Consider the following 17,200-nt stretch of genomic DNA (forward strand, 5'->3'; position numbering starts at 1 on the left):
GTGTTTCCGATTGGTGGCTGCGCCCCGCCCGTGCCCGGTGACTGCGTGCCGGGGCCCGAGTCTAAGGGGGGCCGCCCGGTGGCGGACACGCGGAGGCCGCCGGGCCTCCGGTGCTGGTTGCGGAGTCGGCCCGTGCGCGCCGGTGAAGTCCGGTGTCAGGCCAGGAAGGCCGGGGCGCCCACGGGCAGGATAAATCGGAACCGGGCCCCGCTCGCGCCCGCGTCCTCGGCTCTGGCTCCCGCACCGGCCTGCGGCCGCGGGGCGGCCTCGGCGCGGTCGGCGCCCTGCGCCCGTTCGACGGTGATCACGCCGCCGTGCGCCTCCACGATGCCCTTGACGATGTAGAGGCCCAGGCCCGTGCCCCCGCGCCTGCTGCCGCGCCAGAAGCGGGTGAACACGCGGCTCATGGACTCCTCCGGGATACCTGGCCCCTCGTCGCTGACCGTGACGGCCGTCCCGGCGGCACCGGGCTCCCGCGGGGACGACGCGGGGCGGACCTCGATGGTGACAGTTCCCTCGCCGTGCCGCACCGCGTTTTCCAGCAGGTTGGCGAGCACCTGCTCGATCTTGTCGGGGTCGGCCCACAGGTCGGGGAGCGAGTCGGCGATCTCCGTGCGGAAGCGGGAGGCGGGCTCACCCGCGGCGATGTGGGCCTCCACGTGCCGCCGCACCACAGTCGGCAGGTCGAGCCGCTGGCGGCGCACCTCCAGCCGCCCGGAGTCGATGCGGGAGATGTCCAGCAACTCGGCGATGAGCCGTGTGACGCGGTTGGCGTCCGCGTTGACGGTCTCCAGCATCAGCCGCTTCTGGTCGTCGGTGAAGCGCTCCCACTTGGCCAGCAGCGTGGCGGTGAACCCCTTGACGGAGGTGAGCGGCGAGCGCAGCTCGTGCGCGACGGTGGCGATCAGCTCCGCGTGGCTGCGCTCGGTGCGCCGCCTGGCCTCGGTGCCGCGCAGCGTGACGACGACCCGCTCGACGGGCCCGCACGGGCGGTTCCTTACGTAGCGCGCCGCGACCAGCACCTCGTGGCCGCCGGGCAGCAGCAGGTTCCGCTCGGGCTGCGCGGTGCGGATCGCGGGCCCGCGGTACGGGTCGGTCAGCTGCCACCAGCGGCGCCCGTCCAGGTCCTCCAGCGGGAGCGCGGTGTGCAGCGGACTGCCCAGCGCCTCCTCCCGGGACCGCCCGGTGATGCGGGCCGCCGCGGCGTTGAAGCAGACGACGCGCCCGGCGCCGTCGGCGACCACGAGTCCGTCAGGCAGGTCGTCGGGCTGCACGTCCATGCCGTTCCGCCCCTCCTCCGGCGCCCTCGGTACCCGGCGCCCGGGAGCGACACCCTACTAGCTCTGGGTGACCGCGTGGCACCTGAGCGGGCACAGGGGCACTTCAGCGGGCACGCTGGGCCCGCGCCGAGGCGTAGAGGCAGACGGCGGCGGCCGTCGCGAGGTTGAGGCTCTCGGCGCGGCCGTGCAGCGGCACCCGCACCACGGCGTCCGCCAGCGCCCGTGTCGCCTCCGGCAGCCCCCACGCCTCGTTGCCGAACACCCAGGCGGTGGGCCCGGCCATCGCCCCGGCGTCCAGTTCCTCGTCCAGGTCCCGCTCCCCGGTGCCGTCGGCGGCCACCACCCGCACCCCGGCCCCGGACAGCGCCCGGGCCGCCTCCTCGACGGGGACACCGACGGCGACGGGCAGATGGAAGAGCGATCCGGCCGAGGAGCGCACCGCCTTGGGGTTGTACAGGTCCACCGAGGCGTCGGTCAGCACCACCGCGTCGGCTCCGGCGGCGTCGGCGCAGCGCAGCACGGTGCCCGCGTTCCCGGGGTCGCGCACATGCGCGAGGACGGCGACCAGCCGGGGGCGGGCCGCCACGATCTCGGCGAAGGGCCGGTCGACGAAGCGGCAGAGCCCCACGACGCCCTGCGGGGTGACGGTGTCGGACATCTCCGCGACCACCTCGTCCGAGGCGGTGAGCACCGGGACACGGGCCGCTCGGGCCGCGTCCAGCAGATCCGCGTGCCGGTCGGCGGCCTCCGGCGTCGCGTAGACCTCGACCAGGTGCTCCAGCGCCTCCCGCACCGCCTGCGGCCCCTCGGCCAGGAACCGCCGCTCCTTGCCGCGGAAGCTCCGCTTGCCGAGCTTGCGGGCCGTGACGACGCGGGGCGACCGCAGCGAGGTCAACTCGGGAGGCATGGAGGGTGCTCGCTCACTTTCGGGGAGGGGCGGGGAGCATCCGCCGCCGCACACAGCTCTCGCCGCCGCGGCGGAGCCACGGCGGCGAGGGTACGGCGACAGGGCCGAAGGTGTCGGGTCGACGGCGTCAGCCGGAGGTTCAGGCGGCCTTCGGCGCGTTGACGTCGCTCGGCAGCGCCTTCTGCGCGACCTCGACCAGCGCGGTGAAGGCCGCGGCGTCGTTGACCGCGAGGTCGGCCAGCATCTTGCGGTCGACCTCGACGGAGGCGGCCTTCAGACCCTGGATGAAGCGGTTGTAGGTGATGCCGTTGGCGCGGGCAGCGGCGTTGATCCGCTGGATCCACAGCTGACGGAAGTCGCCCTTGCGCTTCTTGCGGTCGTTGTAGTTGTAGACGTAGGAGTGGGTGACCTGCTCCTTCGCCTTGCGGTACAGGCGCGACCGCTGGCCGCGGTAGCCGCTGGCCTGGTCCAGGATCGCCCGGCGCTTCTTCTGAGCGTTGACCGCCCGCTTGACGCGTGCCACGTGATTACTCCTTGTTGGCGGGTCCGGGAAGGGGCTTCACTGCCCGGCCCGAGTCGATGGGGTCCCGGTCGTGCGGGGACTTACTTGCCGAGAAGCTTCTTGATCTTCTTGGCGTCGGCCGGGGCCGCTTCGGTCTTGCCGGCAAGGCGGCGCGTCAGCGTGGACGGCTTGTGCTCGAGAAGGTGGCGGCGGCCGGCGCGCTGGCGCATCACCTTGCCGGAGCCGGTGACCTTGAAGCGCTTGCGGGCACCACTGTGCGTCTTGTTCTTCGGCATGTCGCCGTCTCACTCCTCGTCGGGACGCTCCCGGTGCCCGGCGGGCAGGCGGAAGCGCGGTTCGTTCGTTTCGGGTTCCAGGGCGGGTGCCCCGGGAGTGCTCACGCCTCGGCAGGCTCCTCGGCGGACTCCTCAGCGGGTGCGGCCCCCTGCTGACGCTCCGCCTTGCGGGCGGCCTGCGCCTCGCGGGCCTCGGCCATCGCCTCGGTCTTCTTCTTGTGCGGACCGAGAACCATGATCATGTTGCGGCCGTCCTGCTTCGGGTTGGACTCCACGAAGCCCAGGTCCGCCACGTCGTCCGCGAGCCGCTGCAGCAGTCGGAAGCCCAGCTCGGGGCGGGACTGCTCACGACCGCGGAACATGATCGTGATCTTGACCTTGTCACCCTGCTTGAGGAACCGGACGACGTGACCCTTTTTGGTGTCGTAGTCGTGCGGATCGATCTTCGGCCGGAGCTTCATCTCCTTGATGACCGTGTGCGCCTGGTTCTTGCGCGCTTCACGGGCCTTCATGGCCGACTCGTACTTGAACTTGCCGTAGTCCATGAGCTTGCACACCGGCGGACGGGCGTTCGCCGCGACCTCGACCAGGTCGAGGTCGTACTCCTGGGCGAGCTCCAGGGCCTTGGCAAGCGGCACGATGCCGACCTGCTCGCCGCTGGGACCGACGAGTCGCACCTCGGGGACGCGAATGCGGTCGTTGATGCGGGGCTCGGCGCTGATGGGGCCTCCTCGGGTACACCGCGCGAGCGTCTGGCGGACGGCCGCGCATGAGTCTGTAATCAGTTGGTGACCACCGCACGCGGACGCGAAAAACGCCCCGGACGGGTCACAGGCGGGGCTCCTCATGGACCGGGAGCACCGCCGCGGAATCCGCGGGGCGCAGCCTGACCTTTGACCCGCGGCCCGAAGGGCCACCAGGTGGGAGAACGGAGCCTCCACTTGCGGGCTGGAGGCGGTCCCTGTCGCTGGCGGCGGGGACGGACTTCAGCCGGTCGATGTCCCAGCATAGCAGCCGGGTGCCGGGAACGCCGCCCGGCCCCCGCCGCGGCGCGGACGGACCCGCCGGCCCCGGCTGTCGCACCGGCGCCGGGGCCCTGCCGCCGGTGCGGCGGCGGGCCGCGCGGACCGTACGACAATACGGGAGCGGCGGGGGCTTAGGGTGATCCGCATGAGTGACGCCGCAGCCGCCGGGGAGCCCTCCGGTCAGACCCCCGACTTCGACAACCTGACCCGCGACATCGCGGACGTGCCGGCCGTCGAGGTGATCACCACCGTGGCGGTGCATCTGATGAGCTCCGCCGCCGTCAACCTCGGCCTGGCCGAGGAGGGCGCGCAGCACAAGGACCTGGACGAGGCGCGCAAGCTGATCCAGGCGCTGGCCGGGCTCGTCACCGCGAGCGCCACCGAGATCGGCTCCTACCACGCCGCACCGCTGCGCGACGGCCTCAAGTCGCTCCAGCTCGCCTTCCGCGAGGCGTCCACCGTCCCGGACGAGCCGGGGCAGGGGCCCGGCGAGAAGTACACCGGACCCGTGCACGGCTGAGCAGCGGGACCGCTGCCGCGCGGGGCCGCGCGGGGCCGCGCGCATGTCAGTCGACCCTCGCCTCGCGGCGCGCCCGGCGGTTGGGCTGCGGGTGCGTGACCACGTGCACATAGGCCGCCACGGCCCCGCCCACCAGCGGGGCGACGATGAACATCCACAGCTGGGTGAGGGCGGCGCCGCCCGCGAAGAGGGCGGGCCCCAGGCTCCGGGCCGGGTTCACCGACGTGCCGGTCAGCGGGATGCCGACCAGGTGGACGACGGCCAGCGCGATACCGATGGGCAGCCCGTCGAAGCCGACCACCGCCACCTTGTGCGTGACGGCGAGCACGGTGTAGACGAACAGGAACGTCAGCACCACCTCGGCGACGAAGGCGCCGCCGGTGTTGATGTGCACCGCCGAGCGGTCGCCGAAGCCGTTGCTGCCGAAGCTTCCGCTCGTCTCCAGGCCCGGCACCTGCTTGGCGACCAGGAACAGCAGCGCGGCGCCCGCGATCCCGCCGACGAGCTGCGAGACCCAGTACTTGACCGCCAGTTCCAGATCCAGCCGCCCGGCCAGGAACATCCCCAGCGTCACCGCGGGGTTGAGGTGGGAGCCGGAGATCGGGCCGACGGCGTACGCCATGGCCAGCATCACGAAGCCGAACGTGAGCGCGATACCCAGCGAGCCGACGTACTCGGCCGCCAGCACGGCGGCACCGACGCCGAAGAACACCAGCAGCAGTGTGCCCAGGAACTCCGCGGCGATCGGCTGTGGCTTGTCTTCCAGGTCTCTGAGCTGTTCCGGACTGGCCTGGAGCGACTTGACCTGCATGTCGACCTCCCGTGGGGGTCGTCGGAGACGGCCGGGGGTCGGACATTCCCGGCATTCCTCCTGAGTGTCCGATGCGGCCGCCCGGCTCGCACGTCGGGGCGGCCCGGCCGGCCCCGCCCCGACGGCACCGGACGCGCCCGTCAGGCCGGGTCGGCGGGCCCGGTCCCCTCGGCTCGGTAGAAGGCCGCCTCGGGCAGCGGACTGCCCGGGGGCAGGAGCGCCAGGTCGAGACCCCGGGTCAGCCGGGCGCGCAGCGTCTCGTCGGCCGCCAGCGCACCGGCCACCCGCTGGGCGAGGGCCTGGACCTCTGCTCCCGGAGCCGGTGCGAGGGCGAGAACGCCGTCCCCGGAGCCGTCGGCACCCCCCGGTGCCAGATGGGCGCCGAGCACCGCGGGCTCGGCCGCCAGCACCGCACGCAGCGCCCCGATGACGGCGGGGTCGGCCGAGACCGACGTGTGGACCCGCCCCTCGGCCAGCGCCTGCAGCGCCGCCCCGGTCAGCTCGTAGGGCACCGGACCGGCCAGGTCGAGGAGCAGCGTGTCCGCCTGCTCGTGGGCGACCGCCTGAAGTGCCTGCCCCAGCGGAACGGCCACCGGACGCGCGTCCGGCCGCCAGCGGGACAGCGCCTCGGTGGAGGTGAAGGCGGGCAGCGCCCGCCGCCCGCCGGGCGCGTTCAGCGTGGGGACGGCCATCTCGCTGGTCTTGTCGCGACGCAGCCCGTCCTCGCCGGTCTCGGCCTCGGTGAGGACGGCGACGACGGGGACCAGGAGCCGCGCCTCGCGCAGCGCTTCGAGGATCCGGGGCTCGGCCCCCGGTGCCCGGCCCCCGGCCTGCCAGGCGGCGAGCGCCTCGGCGAGCGCCGCATCGGCGGTGCCGTCGTCACGGGAGAAGGCCGATGCCGGAATGTTCTTGAGCGCCACGCACCGAGCGTATCGGGTGCCGGGAAGGCCGGGCTGCGGGAGGGGGCAGGCACCGGTAGCGTCGGCGGGATGAACGCGCGAGGAGGGACGGCGGGCGGCGCGCCGGAGGGGGGCCGCCCGCAGCCGGACCGCGCGCGGGCGGCGGGGCAGCGGGATGCGGTGCGGCTTCCCGAGCCGGCTCCCCCGGCGCGGCTGTCCGTGGCCGCGCAGCCGCTGGAGGGCGCACCGGGGGCGGTGGCCAGGGGCGCGGACGAGGTGTTCGTCGCGGCGAGCGTGATGAAGGTGCACATCCTCGCGGCGCTGGCGCTGCGGGCGCAGGGCGCGCTCGGACACCCGGCGCGGGAGGTGACGGCTCAGGAACGGGCGTGGGCCGCCGCGATGATCGAGCGCAGCGACAACACCGCGGCGAACGCGCTGTGGCAGGCCGCCGGAGGCGCCGCGGGCGTCACCGCGGCCGGACGGCTGCTGGGGACGGCCCGCACCCGCGCGGCCCCGGACGGGCGCTGGGGGCTGAGCACGACCACGGCCGCGGACCAGCTCGCGCTGCTGCGTGCCGTGCACGGCCGCGGGCCGCGGCGGGAGGTGCTCGCGCCGTGGGCGCGGCAGTGGGTGCGACATCTGATGGGCCGCGTCGTCCCCGCACAGCGCTGGGGTGTCACCGCGGCCGCCGACCCGGGTGACGACGTGCCCGGGGTGCCGCAGGGCGAGGTGAAGAACGGCTGGCTGCCGCGCACGGCGACCGGGCTGTGGGTGATCAGCAGCGTGGGGCGGGTGACCGCGGCGGGCCGCCCCTGGCTGCTGGCGGTGCTCTCGGACGGGCACACCACCCGGCAGGAGGGCGTCGCCGCGGTGGAGCGCGCCGCCCGCGCCGCGGTGCGGGGGCTCACGGACCGGGCGGACCGGGACCGGGAACCGGCCGCGCGGAGCGGCGGAGCAGCCGGGCCGGAATCCGGGGAGTGAACCCGCGGTGCACGGCGAGGGCCGTCCCGATCAGCACGGCCCCCGCCGCGCCCGCCAGGATCGCGAACCAGCCGGGTCCCCCCTCGTCCCCGGGCCGCGCGGAGCCGAAGTACTCCTTGCGGTACGAACCCACGGACGGCCGCTGGGCGCGCGGCTCGATGTGGGAGCCCACCTCGATGGCCGCCGCCGGGTCCACCACGCCGGTGCCCACCGCGTCACTGCGCCCGCCCTCCGGGGTGTGCCCGGCCGTGTCCGAGATCAGCTCCTTGATCTGCGCCGGGCTCAGCTCGGGGTGGGCGGCCCGCACCAGCGCGACGGCGCCGGAGGTGAAGGCCGCGGCGGCGCTGGTCCCCCAGCCCTGGTAGTAGCTGCGGTCGGGGTCGGCGATGAGGATGTCCTGGCCCGGCGCGGCCACGGTGGCGTACCAGCGGCGGGTGGAGAAGGAGGCCCGCGCGCCGTTGCGGTCGACCGCGGCCACGGCGATCACCCCGGGGTAGGCGGCGGGGTAGGAGATGTGGTCGCCGTCCTCCCCTCCGTTGCCGGCCGAGGCGACGACCACGGCGCCCTTGCGCAGCGCGTAGCGGACGGCGGCGTCCTCGCCGGCGTCGGGGTGCGCGGAGTCGCTGTCGTCCCCGAGCGAGAGGTTGATGACGTCGGCGCCGTGGTCGGCGGCCCAGCGGATGCCGTCGGCCAGCGCGGTCTTGCGCCGGTCGCGGGCCTCGGCACGCTGCGGGTCCTTCTCCTCCAGCAGCACCCGGACCGGCAGGATGCGGGCCTCGGGCGCGATGCCGAGCACCCCGTCCTTGCCGTCCTTGCCGTGGCCGTGCCCGGCGATGATCCCGGCCATGGCGGTACCGTGCCGGGCCCAGGCGCGGTCGCCCTTCCCGGCGCCCATGCCGACCATGTCCGTGCCGGAGCGGACGTTGCGGTGCAGGTCGGGGTGGTCGGCGTCGACGCCGGTGTCCAGGACGGCGACGGTGACGCCGCGGCCCTTGGTGGTCTTCCACGCCTCCCGGGCATGCAGCGCGTCCAGCGCCCACTCCTTCTCCTGGAGGCCGGCACCCCGCGCGTGGGCCGTTCCCGCGGTGAGCGGACCGAGCGCCAGCACGGTGCACAGCAGGGGCAGCAGCGTGCGCAGAAGAGGCTTCATCGGCTCCCGCCCTCGCCGTCACCGTCGTCCCTGCCGCCGGCGTGGCCGCCGGCGTGGCCGCCGGCGGCATCCTGACCGGCCCGGTCCCGGTCCTCGGTGCCCCGGCCGCCCTTCGCCTCCGTGTCGGCGTCGCCGGACTCCCGCCGGACCGTGGCCTCGCGCAGCCGCCGCTCGATCCGGTCGGCGATGCCCTGGGCCTCGTGGCCGAGCCCGGCCTGGGCCGCGGCCGAGGTCTCCGCCTTGCGGGTGGCGTCGTTCGCCGACTGCGGGTCGGTGACGACGCGGCCGTCGGCGAAGCCGGAGACGGAGTAGACCACGACTGGCGCGTCGCGGAGCACGTGCACCGTCCAACTGGCGCGCTGCGCGTCGCCGAAGTCGGCGGCGACCGTGCCGCGGGCGGCGTACGGACGGGGCATCAGATCGGTGCGCTGGCCGAGGTTCTGGGCGGCGAACCGCTGCCGCAGGTCCCGCATGGCGGCCGGGTCGGCCTCGGTGAACATCAGCCCGACCGTGGTGACGCTGCTGGAGGTCTCGTCGGCGTAGGTGGCCCGCACCAGCCGGGCACAGCCGACCGGGGTGAGCGCCTTGGCCAGCAGCGGGTCGAAGGCGTGCGCGCAGCCGCTGTCGGGGGCCACCGCGACACGGGTCCAGCGCCGGTCGGCGCCGCCGGGTCCGGCGCCCTTCCCGTCCAGGGTGCGCGGGAACAGGTCGTCCACCGGGATCTCGTGCCAGGCGGCGCGGGCCCCGTCGAACCCGGCGGCCACCGTGTGCCGTGCCGCCTCGTCCCCGGACAGCAGCGTCCCGGCGGCCGCGCCGCCCAGCAGCCCGACGCCGAGCACGAGGCAGACGGCGACGGCGAGCGAACGCACCGTCAGCGGAGAGTGCCCGAAGCGCACGGCGGGCAGCGTCGGGCGCGGCCTGGCGGGACCCCTCGGCGCGGGCGGCAGGCCGGTGGGCGAGGTGGCCGGTGCGGCGGGCCGCTGGACCGGTACGAAGGTGGCGGTGCGCTGCGTCCCGGAACCGGGCTCCCGGCCGGTCCCGGAACCCGGCTCGCGGCCCGGACCGGAACCCGGCTCGGCAGGAGCGCTCTCCGGCCCCGCGGCGGCACCGGCCGCGGCGGCGGCAGCAGCAGTCGGCGCGGCGGCGGGAGGCGGCGGGGCGGCCGGGAGCGGCGGGGCGCTCGGATGCGGCGGAGCCGCGGGCCGGGGCGGGGCGGCGGGGGGCTCGGGGACGGCAGCGCGGTCGGCGTCGGTGCTCATGTGCGCCCCCTCCGTGCGATACCGCCCCGCACGAACGCCGGTTCGAGCGGACGTGTTCGTCGTGGCCGCGGTGACCTGTTCGCCGCGTGCGTGCTGCGGCGTGCGGCGTCACTCTACGGTGCGCACCGGGAGGGACGGCAACCCGGCCGAGCTGTGCTGACGCCCTCGACGGGGCGGGGCGGCGGGGGTGTTGCGGCACTCCGGGGCTGTGCGGGCGCGTGCGCCTCTGGCAAGCTGCGAGAGTGTTCGATACGACTGCCGCTCCCGCCACCGACCGCGCCCGGTACGACCGTGCGACCGCCCGTCTCGACGCGCCCCTCGCGCTCGTCGACCTGGCGGCGTTCGACGCCAACGCGGACGATCTCGTACGGCGGGCCGGCGGCAAACCGCTGCGGGTGGCCAGCAAGTCGGTCCGCTGCCGCGCCCTGTTGGAACGGGTGCTGGCCAAGGACGGGTTCCGCGGAGTGATGGGCTACACCCTCGCCGAGTCGCTGTGGCTGGCCAGGTCGGGCGTCGAGGACGTGCTGCTGGCCTACCCGTCGGCCGACCGCGCCGGTTACGCGGAGCTGGCCTCGGACCCGAAGCTGGCCGCCGCGGTGACCGTGATGGTGGACGACCCCGCGCAGCTCGCCCTGATCGACGCGGCGCGGGACGGCGGCACCGAGCCGATCCGGGTCTGCCTCGAACTGGACACCTCGCTGCGGCTGCTGGGCGGCCGGATCCGGGTCGGTGCCCGCCGCTCCCCGCTGCACTCCCCCGCCGAGCTCGCCGAACTCGCGCGCACCGTGCAGCGGCGCCCCGGCTTCCGGCTGGTCGGCCTGATGGCCTACGAGGGGCATGTGGCGGGCGTGGGCGACGCGGTGCCCGGCGCCGCGTTGCGCTCGCGCGCGGTGCGGCTGATGCAGCGGACGGCCCGCCGCGAGCTTGCGGCACGCCGCTCGGCGGCCGTGCGGGCGGTCCGCGCGGTGGCGCCGGACCTGGAGTTCGTCAACGGCGGCGGTACGGGCAGCGTGCAGCACACGGCGGCCGAGGAGGCGGTGACGGAGGTCGCGGCCGGCTCGGGGCTCTACGTGCCGCGGCTGTTCGACAACTTCACCTCCTTCACCGGCCGCCCCGCCGCGCTGTTCGCCCTGCCGGTGGTGCGCAGGCCGGGGGTGGGCGTGGTCACCGTGCTCGGTGGCGGCTATCCGGCCTCCGGTGTCGCGGGGCGCGACCGGCTGCCCGAGGTGTATCTGCCCGCGGGGCTGCGCTACGACCCGCAGGAGGGGCCCGGCGAGGTGCAGACCCCGCTGCTGGGTCCGCCCGCCGACGACCTGCTGATCGGGGACAAGGTGTGGTTCCGGCACGCCAAGGCCGGTGAGCTGTGCGAGCGGTTCGCGACGCTGCACCTGGTGGAGGGCGACCGGGTGACGGACACGGTGCCCACCTACCGGGGTGAGGGCCTGACGTTCCTGTGAGGGAGGGGCGGCGGCGGGGGACTCGGCACCGGAGGGTCGCCCGGGTCCGCCGTCAGACGGCCTCGCGGTTGCCGTCGTCGGCGCCCTCGCCCAGCCCGGTGCGGACCACGCCCTTGCGCAACTCGTCCAGATCGGAGGCGGGAGGCGCCCCGGGCGCGATGTCGACGCTGCTCCACAGCGCGAGGATCTCGTTCTTGAGGTGCGGTGAGCGGAAGACCACGGCCTCGACGTAGGCGTCCGGCTCCAGCTTGTTCTCCACCCGCCAGCGGACGCGGTATCCCGGCCGGCCGGCGACCGTGACCGCGCCGGACTCCACGACCTTGTGCTCGGTGATGCCGCCGTACGCCTTCTTGGAGTACGACTGCTTCGCGTTCTTGGCCACCTGGAGCTCTGCGGCCTCCTTGAGCGCCTTCTCGCCCTCCCAGCCGCTGGAGACGGGCAGCAGCTTCGCGCCGCCGCGTACACAGTTCGTCTCCTGCCCGGGGCAGCGGTACGCGGTCCGGTGCGCGACGAAGCCGGAATCGGGGTCGGGCCGCTCCCACCCCTCGGGGACGGTCAGCCCGACGCCGAGCCCGGGTTCGGGGACGACGTCACCGGGTGAGCTCTCCGGCGCCGGGGAGTCCTGACCGCCGTGGTCGCCGTGCGGGTCGTCCTTGCCGTCGGGTCCGGTGGCCTCCGGCGACGGGGAGGAACTGGAGGCGGCCTTGGGCTCCTCGTCGTCCGAACCGCCCGCCAGCAGCACCCCGCCCACGGCGAGGGCGGCGACCAGCACGACCGCTCCGGCGATGCCCGCGACGAGCGGACCGCGCCCGGCCTTCCTGACTCCCGGCCCGGCGGCGCCCGCGGCGGGCCGGGTGTGCTGGGTCCAGGCGCTGCCGTCCCACCAGCGCTGCTGGGGCGGAAGCGGGGGCGTCTGTCCGGGATCGGGATACCAGCCGGGAGGGGTCGTCATGCTCACGCCCGCACCCTAGGGCACAGACGTACGAGGCCGCCGGGCGCCCCCGGAGGTGCGGGTCCGCGGACCCGCACCCCCGGTACGCCTACGCCGCGCCGTGGGCGGTGTCGAACTGGTCCGGGACGATCGAACCGTCGTTCCTGCGCACCGGACCGAGCGAGCCGTCGGGACGGGTGAAGCCCTCGGTGGAGCACGGGTAGGGCTCCCGCTTGCGGGGCAGCGGTTCGATGAACATCGGGTTCACCGCCCAGCGTCCGTCGGCGTCGTCGTAGCCGCGGCACATGATCTCCGGCTTGTTGCGGTTGAGCACCAGATGGGTGCCCGTCGCGTCGCCGACGAAGGTGACGTCGGTGTCCGCGTCACCGCCGCCGATCGCGATCCGGTGCCGCCGGTCCTGCTTCTGCCACGCCCGGGGCCCGTCGATGCCGAAGATCTCCTGGTTGATCACGCAGCGCTTGCCCTCGATGTAGGGGATCATCTCCCCCTTGCTGCGGGGCATCCCGCCGCAGCCCTCGGTCCAGGTGGTGATCCGGCCGTGCTCGACCACACTGCGGATGGCGAAGGTGTGCCGGCGGTCGATGCCGACACCGCGCGCCCACTCCTCGGCCACCGGTTCGGAGCCCGCCGAGACGACGTAGACCTCGAAACCGGCCTTCTTCAGCGTGCGGATCAGGTCCTGCTGCTGCTCGTAGTAGCGGCTGTAGGCGGGCACAGTGTGGGTGCCCACCCGCTGCGTGCTGCCGACGGGGGCCGCCAGGGCCTCGTCGCGCGCCGCCCTGGCGTAGGAGCGCAGTTCCGGCACGGTGTGGCCCGCGAAGAGCTGCGGGACCCAGGCGTACTGGGGAACCGTGCGCCGGTGGTTCCACTTCCCGGCGAACGCCTCCTCGCCGGCCATCGTCTCGGCCTCGCCGCGTACCTGCAGGATCTCGTCGGCGCACGCGTCGTCGGTCGAGGTGGGCAGCGGGTGCCCCACCGGCACGTCGGTGCCGCACGCCTCGGTGAGCGCCCGGTCGGCGGCGGGGGTCAGCCACTTGCTGGTGTCGGACCAGCGCTCGGGGCGCAGGATCTTGTCGTGCCGCAGGGCCCAGGCGATGGTGGCGTCCGTCGAGTCGTTCTTGACGAGGGTGTTGTCCCAGTCGAACGCGGCGACCGGACGGCGGGTGCCGCCGCGCAGGTGTCCCGAGCAGGTACCGCGTTCGTCGATGGTGCGCTGCAGCTTGGCCCGGTTGGCGCCGTGCCAGGGGAGTTCGGTGGAGAGCTGGGGGCAGTGGCGGCCGCCGCCGTGTCCGGCTGCCGCTTGCGCCGGGACGGGCGAGAGGGTCGCGGCGAGGGCCGCAGCCGTGGTGAGGCCGGTCAGGACGGATCTGCTGCGCATAGGGCGCCCCTCCTGGGCTGTCGACAGTGACTCTGTGCACGCTACATCGATAGCGGGTGCGTGCCGCTCCGGCCCGCCCGCCGCGCCGCGTCTCCCGTGCGGGAGCGGCGGGCGGGCCGGAGCAGGCCGCTACTGCGGGGTGACGTAGGCGCCCGCGATGCCGCCGTCGACCAGGAACTCCGCCGCGTTCACGAACGAGGAGTCGTCGCTGGCCAGGAAGGCGACCGCCGAGGCGATCTCCTCCGCCTCGGCGAACCGGCCCGCCGGCACGTGCACCAGCCGCCGCTGCGCCCGCTCCGGGTCCTTGGCGAACAGCTCCTTGAGGAGCGGGGTGTTCACCGGGCCGGGGCACAGCGCGTTCACCCGGATGCCCTCGCGGGCGAACTGGACGCCCAGCTCACGGGACATCGCCAGCACCCCGCCCTTGGAGGCGGTGTAGCTGATCTGCGAGGTGGCGGCACCCATCACCGCGACGAAGGAGGCGGTGTTGATGATGGAGCCCCGCCCCTGGGCACGCATGTACGGCAGCACTGCCTTGCAGCACAGGTACACCGAGGTGAGGTTGACGTGCTGGACGCGCTGCCACGCCTCCAGGCCGGTCTCCAGGATCGAGTCGTCGTCGGGCGGGGAGATGCCCGCGTTGTTGAAGGCGATGTCGACCGAGCCGTAGGTCTCGTGCGCGGTCCGGAACAGCGCCTCGACCTGGTCGGGGTCGGTGACGTCCGCGGCGACGTACCGGCCGCCGACCTCCTGGGCCGCGGCCTCGCCGCGCTCGGCGTCCACGTCGGCGCAGACGACGTTCGCTCCCTCGGAGGCGAGGCGGCGGGCGGTGGCGAGGCCGATGCCGCTGCCCGCGCCGGTGACCACGGCGGTACGCCCGACCAGGCGGCGGCACACGGCGGTCTCGTTCTCGGTGGCGCTCACTGGCTCTCCTCGGTGCTGATGAAGACGTTCTTGGTCTCGGTGAAGGCGGCGAGCGCGTCGGGGCCGAGTTCCCGGCCGAGTCCGGACTGCTTGTAGCCGCCGAAGGGGGTGGAGTAGCGCACGCTGCTGTGCGAGTTGACGGACAGATTGCCGGCCGCGACCCCGCGCGAGACGCGCAGCGCGCGGCCGCTGTCCCGGGTCCAGACCGAGCCGGAGAGCCCGTAGTCGGTGTCGTTGGCCAGCCGCACCGCCTCGTCCTCGTCCTCGAAGGGGACGAGGACGGCGACGGGTCCGAAGACCTCCTCCACCGCGGCGCGCTGCCCCTCGGCGTGCGCCAGCACCGTGGCCGGGTACCAGTAGCCGGGGCCTTCGGGGACGCTGCCGCGGATGAGCGCGGGCGTCTCCTCGGGGACGTATCCGCGCACGCGCTCCCGCTGGCGGGCCGAGATGAGCGGGCCCATGGCCGTGGCCCGGTCGGCGGGATCGCCGGCCCGGAAGGCGTGCACCGCGGGCTCCAGGAGCTCCAGGAACCGGTCGTGCACGCTGCGCTGGACCAGGATGCGGCTGCGCGCGCAGCAGTCCTGGCCGGTGTTGTCGAGGAAGGAGCCGGGCGCGGCGGCCGCGGCGCGCTCCAGGTCGGCGTCGGCGAAGACGATGTTGGGGCTCTTGCCGCCGAGTTCGAGGGTGACGCGCTTCACGGACTGCGCGCAGCGGGCCATGACGCTCTTGCCGACGGCGGTGGAGCCGGTGAAGACGACCTTGGCCACCCGCGGATGGTCGACCAGCGCCGTGCCGGTGACGGCCCCCTCCCCCGGCAGCACCTGGAAGAGCCCTTCGGGCAGTCCGGCCTCCAGTGCCAGTTCGGCCAGCCGCAGCGCGGTCAGCGGGGTGTCCTCGGCGGGTTTGAGGAGCACCGCGTTCCCCGCGGCCAGCGCGGGCGCGCTGCCCCAGGCGGCGATCGGCATGGGGAAGTTCCACGGGGCGATCACGGCGACCACGCCCAGCGGTTCCGCGAAGGTGAGGTTCACGCCGCCCGCGACCGGGATCTGCTGCCCCGTCAGGCGCTCGACCCCGCCTGCGGCGTAGTCGAGCAGGTCGCGCACGTTGGCCGCCTCGCCGCAGGCATTGCCCAGCGGGTGTCCGGCCTCGCGCATCTCCAGGACGCCGAGTTCCTCGATGCACCCGTCGACGGCGGACGCGAACCGGCGCAGCAGCCGGGCCCGGTCGGCGGGCGCGAGTGCGGCCCAGGCGGCCTGCGCGGCACACGCGCGTTCGACCGCGCGGTCGACCTGCTCGGGGGTGGTGACGGGGACGGTGGTGAGCACCTCCTCCGTCGCCGGGTTGACGATGTCGAGCTGCTCGGCTCGGGGCGGGGTGGGTTCTTGCTGCTCGTGCTGCACTCGGTCGGTTCCTTACATGCGCTCGAAGGAGCGGTAGCGCTCCCAGTCCGTCACGGCGGTCTCGAAGGCCCGCTGTTCCACCCGGGCCATGTTGAGGTAGTGGTCGACCACTTCGCTGCCGAACGCCTCCCGCGCCGGTGCGCTCCCCTCCCACAGCTCGGCGGCCTCGCGCAGGGTGGTGGGGACGTGCGCGGCGTCACCGGTGTAGGCGTTGCCGGTGCAGGCGGCCGGGAGCTCCAGTGCGTTGTCGATGCCGTGCAGTCCCGCCGCGATCATTCCGGCGACGGCCAGGTAGGGGTTGACGTCGCCGCCCGGCACCCGGTTCTCCAGCCGGTGCCCCGCGCCGTGGCCGATGACGCGCAGCGCGCAGGTCCGGTTGTCGGGGCCCCAGGCGACGGCGGTGGGCGCGAAGGAGCCGGGCTGGAACCGCTTGTAGGAGTTGATGTTCGGCGCGTACAGCAGCGTGAAGTCCCGCAGGGCCGCGAGCTGTCCGGCCAGGAAGTGCCGCATCAGGGGCGACATGCCGTGCTCGCCCTGCTCGTCGGCGAGGACGGGCCGCCCGTCCGCGTCGCGCAGCGAGAGGTGGATGTGGCAGGAGTTGCCCTCGCGCTCGTCGTACTTGGCCATGAAGGTGAGCGCGTGGCCCTGCTGGGCGGCGATCTCCTTGGCGCCCGTCTTGTAGATGACGTGCTGGTCGCAGGTGGTGAGCGCGTCCGCGTAGCGGAAGGCGATCTCGTGCTGGCCCAGATTGCACTCGCCCTTGGCCGACTCGACGACCATGCCCGCGGTCGCCATCTCGTTGCGGATGCGGCGCAGCAGCGGCTCGACGCGTCCGGTGCCGAGGATGGAATAGTCGACGTTGTACTGGTTGACCGGGGTCAGGCCCCGGTAGGCACTGTCCCACGCCTGCTCGTAGGTGTCCTGGAAGACCATGAACTCCAGTTCGGTGCCCACGTACGCCTGCCAGCCGCGCTCGGCGAGCCGGTCGAGCTGCCGCTGCAGGATCTGCCGGGGCGAGGCGACGACGGGGCTGCCGTCGTGCCACGCGAGGTCGGCGGTGAGCAGCGCGGTGCCGGGGTTCCAGGGGACGCGGCGCAGCGTGCCGGTGTCGCCGTGCATGGCGAAGTCCCCGTAGCCGTGCTCCCAGGAGGACATCTCGTAGCCGTCCACGGTGTTCAGCTCGACGTCGACGGCGAGCAGGTAGTTGCAGCCCTCGCTGCCGCCGTCGAGCACGTGCTCCAGGAAGTAGGGGGCGGCGAACCGCTTTCCCTGGAGGCGGCCTTGCATGTCGGTGAAGGCCAGGACGACGGTGTCGATCTCGCCCGCCTCGACGAGTCTCCTCAGCTCGGAGACGGCGAGCGGTGGTGTGCGGTCTGCCACGGGTGGGCCTCCTGTCGGTCCGCGGAAGCCATAAGGTAGCCGTGCATACCTTTGAAACGGAAGAGGGTCACCGGAAAGG

The 17,200-nt window shown here is 74.3% G+C and carries 17 protein-coding genes; 3 read left to right on the top strand and 14 right to left on the bottom strand.

From position 1 onward, the window contains the following. Positions 1-155: 155 nt before the first annotated feature. The 5 genes from BMX65_RS12990 to infC form a co-directional block, all read right to left on the bottom strand. A complete protein-coding gene (locus tag BMX65_RS12990) occupies positions 156-1,280 on the bottom strand; it encodes a sensor histidine kinase (RefSeq protein WP_075000407.1) in 1,125 nt (374 codons plus the stop codon). Between the two features lie 103 nt (positions 1,281-1,383). Then, positions 1,384-2,187 (bottom strand): TrmH family RNA methyltransferase, encoded by an 804-nt coding sequence (locus BMX65_RS12995; protein WP_075000408.1) that lies wholly within the window; start codon positions 2,185-2,187, stop codon positions 1,384-1,386. Positions 2,188-2,326: 139 nt separating this feature from the next. Further along, positions 2,327-2,710 (bottom strand): 50S ribosomal protein L20, encoded by a 384-nt coding sequence (rplT, locus tag BMX65_RS13000; protein WP_019360089.1) that lies wholly within the window; start codon positions 2,708-2,710, stop codon positions 2,327-2,329. Between the two features lie 80 nt (positions 2,711-2,790). Further along, complete coding sequence (gene rpmI, locus BMX65_RS13005) at positions 2,791-2,985, bottom strand: 50S ribosomal protein L35 (protein WP_019360090.1); 195 nt, start codon at positions 2,983-2,985, stop codon at positions 2,791-2,793. A gap of 101 nt (positions 2,986-3,086) precedes the next feature. Beyond that, positions 3,087-3,767 (bottom strand): translation initiation factor IF-3, encoded by a 681-nt coding sequence (infC, locus tag BMX65_RS13010; RefSeq protein WP_388547745.1) that lies wholly within the window; start codon positions 3,765-3,767, stop codon positions 3,087-3,089. Between the two features lie 388 nt (positions 3,768-4,155). Here infC and BMX65_RS13015 point away from each other — a divergent pair, with 388 nt between their 5' ends. After that, positions 4,156-4,530 (top strand): DUF1844 domain-containing protein, encoded by a 375-nt coding sequence (locus BMX65_RS13015; protein WP_075000409.1) that lies wholly within the window; start codon positions 4,156-4,158, stop codon positions 4,528-4,530. Positions 4,531-4,576: 46 nt separating this feature from the next. On the opposite strand, the gene BMX65_RS13020 is transcribed toward BMX65_RS13015, so the two are convergent. Both BMX65_RS13020 and BMX65_RS13025 read right to left on the bottom strand, forming a co-directional pair. Then, on the bottom strand, positions 4,577-5,341 hold the full coding sequence (locus BMX65_RS13020; protein ID WP_075000410.1) for an MIP family channel protein: 765 nt from the start codon (positions 5,339-5,341) through the stop codon (positions 4,577-4,579). A 140-nt stretch (positions 5,342-5,481) separates the two neighbouring features. Then, positions 5,482-6,261: an SseB family protein gene (locus tag BMX65_RS13025; protein WP_075000411.1), complete on the bottom strand. Its 780-nt coding sequence runs from the start codon at positions 6,259-6,261 to the stop codon at positions 5,482-5,484. Between the two features lie 69 nt (positions 6,262-6,330). Between BMX65_RS13025 and BMX65_RS13030 the strand changes: the two genes are divergently transcribed. Then, positions 6,331-7,221 carry a serine hydrolase gene (locus tag BMX65_RS13030; protein WP_239501872.1) on the top strand — a complete coding sequence of 297 codons (891 nt, stop codon included), beginning with the start codon at positions 6,331-6,333 and terminating at the stop codon, positions 7,219-7,221. Here the strand turns inward: BMX65_RS13030 and mycP are convergent. Then, positions 7,145-8,371 carry a type VII secretion-associated serine protease mycosin gene (mycP, locus tag BMX65_RS13035; RefSeq protein WP_075000412.1) on the bottom strand — a complete coding sequence of 409 codons (1,227 nt, stop codon included), beginning with the start codon at positions 8,369-8,371 and terminating at the stop codon, positions 7,145-7,147. The two genes, BMX65_RS13030 and mycP, sit on opposite strands and share 77 nt — an antisense overlap. Next, positions 8,368-9,630 (bottom strand): hypothetical protein, encoded by a 1,263-nt coding sequence (locus BMX65_RS33510; protein WP_075000413.1) that lies wholly within the window; start codon positions 9,628-9,630, stop codon positions 8,368-8,370. The genes mycP and BMX65_RS33510 overlap by 4 nt, the downstream gene beginning before the upstream one ends. Before the next feature lie 242 nt (positions 9,631-9,872). Between BMX65_RS33510 and BMX65_RS13045 the strand changes: the two genes are divergently transcribed. Further along, on the top strand, positions 9,873-11,087 hold the full coding sequence (locus BMX65_RS13045) for an amino acid deaminase/aldolase (RefSeq protein ID WP_075000414.1): 1,215 nt from the start codon (positions 9,873-9,875) through the stop codon (positions 11,085-11,087). A gap of 52 nt (positions 11,088-11,139) precedes the next feature. On the opposite strand, the gene BMX65_RS13050 is transcribed toward BMX65_RS13045, so the two are convergent. From BMX65_RS13050 to BMX65_RS13070, 5 genes are all read right to left on the bottom strand, one after another. Continuing rightward, a complete protein-coding gene (locus BMX65_RS13050) occupies positions 11,140-12,039 on the bottom strand; it encodes a DUF2510 domain-containing protein (protein WP_079171862.1) in 900 nt (299 codons plus the stop codon). An 88-nt stretch (positions 12,040-12,127) separates the two neighbouring features. Continuing rightward, a complete protein-coding gene (locus tag BMX65_RS13055; RefSeq protein WP_075000416.1) occupies positions 12,128-13,417 on the bottom strand; it encodes an HAD family hydrolase in 1,290 nt (429 codons plus the stop codon). A 129-nt stretch (positions 13,418-13,546) separates the two neighbouring features. Next, on the bottom strand, positions 13,547-14,341 hold the full coding sequence (locus BMX65_RS13060) for a 3-oxoacyl-ACP reductase (protein ID WP_075000417.1): 795 nt from the start codon (positions 14,339-14,341) through the stop codon (positions 13,547-13,549). After that, entirely contained in the window at positions 14,338-15,741 is a 1,404-nt protein-coding gene (locus BMX65_RS13065; protein ID WP_075000418.1) for an aldehyde dehydrogenase family protein, read from the bottom strand. The genes BMX65_RS13060 and BMX65_RS13065 overlap by 4 nt, the downstream gene beginning before the upstream one ends. 12 nt (positions 15,742-15,753) lie before the next feature. Continuing rightward, complete coding sequence (locus BMX65_RS13070) at positions 15,754-17,121, bottom strand: glutamine synthetase family protein (RefSeq protein WP_075000419.1); 1,368 nt, start codon at positions 17,119-17,121, stop codon at positions 15,754-15,756. Between the last annotated feature and the right edge of the window lie 79 nt (positions 17,122-17,200).

Origin of the sequence: Streptomyces qinglanensis, from assembly GCF_900111245.1 — a bacterium.
Lineage (GTDB): Bacteria > Actinomycetota > Actinomycetes > Streptomycetales > Streptomycetaceae > Streptomyces > Streptomyces qinglanensis.

Bases quoted from the DNA above. Each gene is read 5' to 3' on its own strand.
- BMX65_RS13015 (WP_075000409.1), top strand. From the start codon at position 4,156: ATGAGTGACGCCGCAGCCGCCGGGGAGCCCTCCGGTCAGACCCCCGAC.
- BMX65_RS13050 (WP_079171862.1), bottom strand. From the start codon at position 12,039: ATGACGACCCCTCCCGGCTGGTATCCCGATCCCGGACAGACGCCCCCG.
- BMX65_RS13020 (WP_075000410.1), bottom strand. From the start codon at position 5,341: ATGCAGGTCAAGTCGCTCCAGGCCAGTCCGGAACAGCTCAGAGACCTG.
- BMX65_RS33510 (WP_075000413.1), bottom strand. From the start codon at position 9,630: ATGAGCACCGACGCCGACCGCGCTGCCGTCCCCGAGCCCCCCGCCGCC.
- BMX65_RS12990 (WP_075000407.1), bottom strand. From the start codon at position 1,280: ATGGACGTGCAGCCCGACGACCTGCCTGACGGACTCGTGGTCGCCGAC.
- rpmI (WP_019360090.1), bottom strand. From the start codon at position 2,985: ATGCCGAAGAACAAGACGCACAGTGGTGCCCGCAAGCGCTTCAAGGTC.
- BMX65_RS12995 (WP_075000408.1), bottom strand. From the start codon at position 2,187: ATGCCTCCCGAGTTGACCTCGCTGCGGTCGCCCCGCGTCGTCACGGCC.
- BMX65_RS13030 (WP_239501872.1), top strand. From the start codon at position 6,331: ATGAACGCGCGAGGAGGGACGGCGGGCGGCGCGCCGGAGGGGGGCCGC.
- BMX65_RS13055 (WP_075000416.1), bottom strand. From the start codon at position 13,417: ATGCGCAGCAGATCCGTCCTGACCGGCCTCACCACGGCTGCGGCCCTC.
- mycP (WP_075000412.1), bottom strand. From the start codon at position 8,371: ATGAAGCCTCTTCTGCGCACGCTGCTGCCCCTGCTGTGCACCGTGCTG.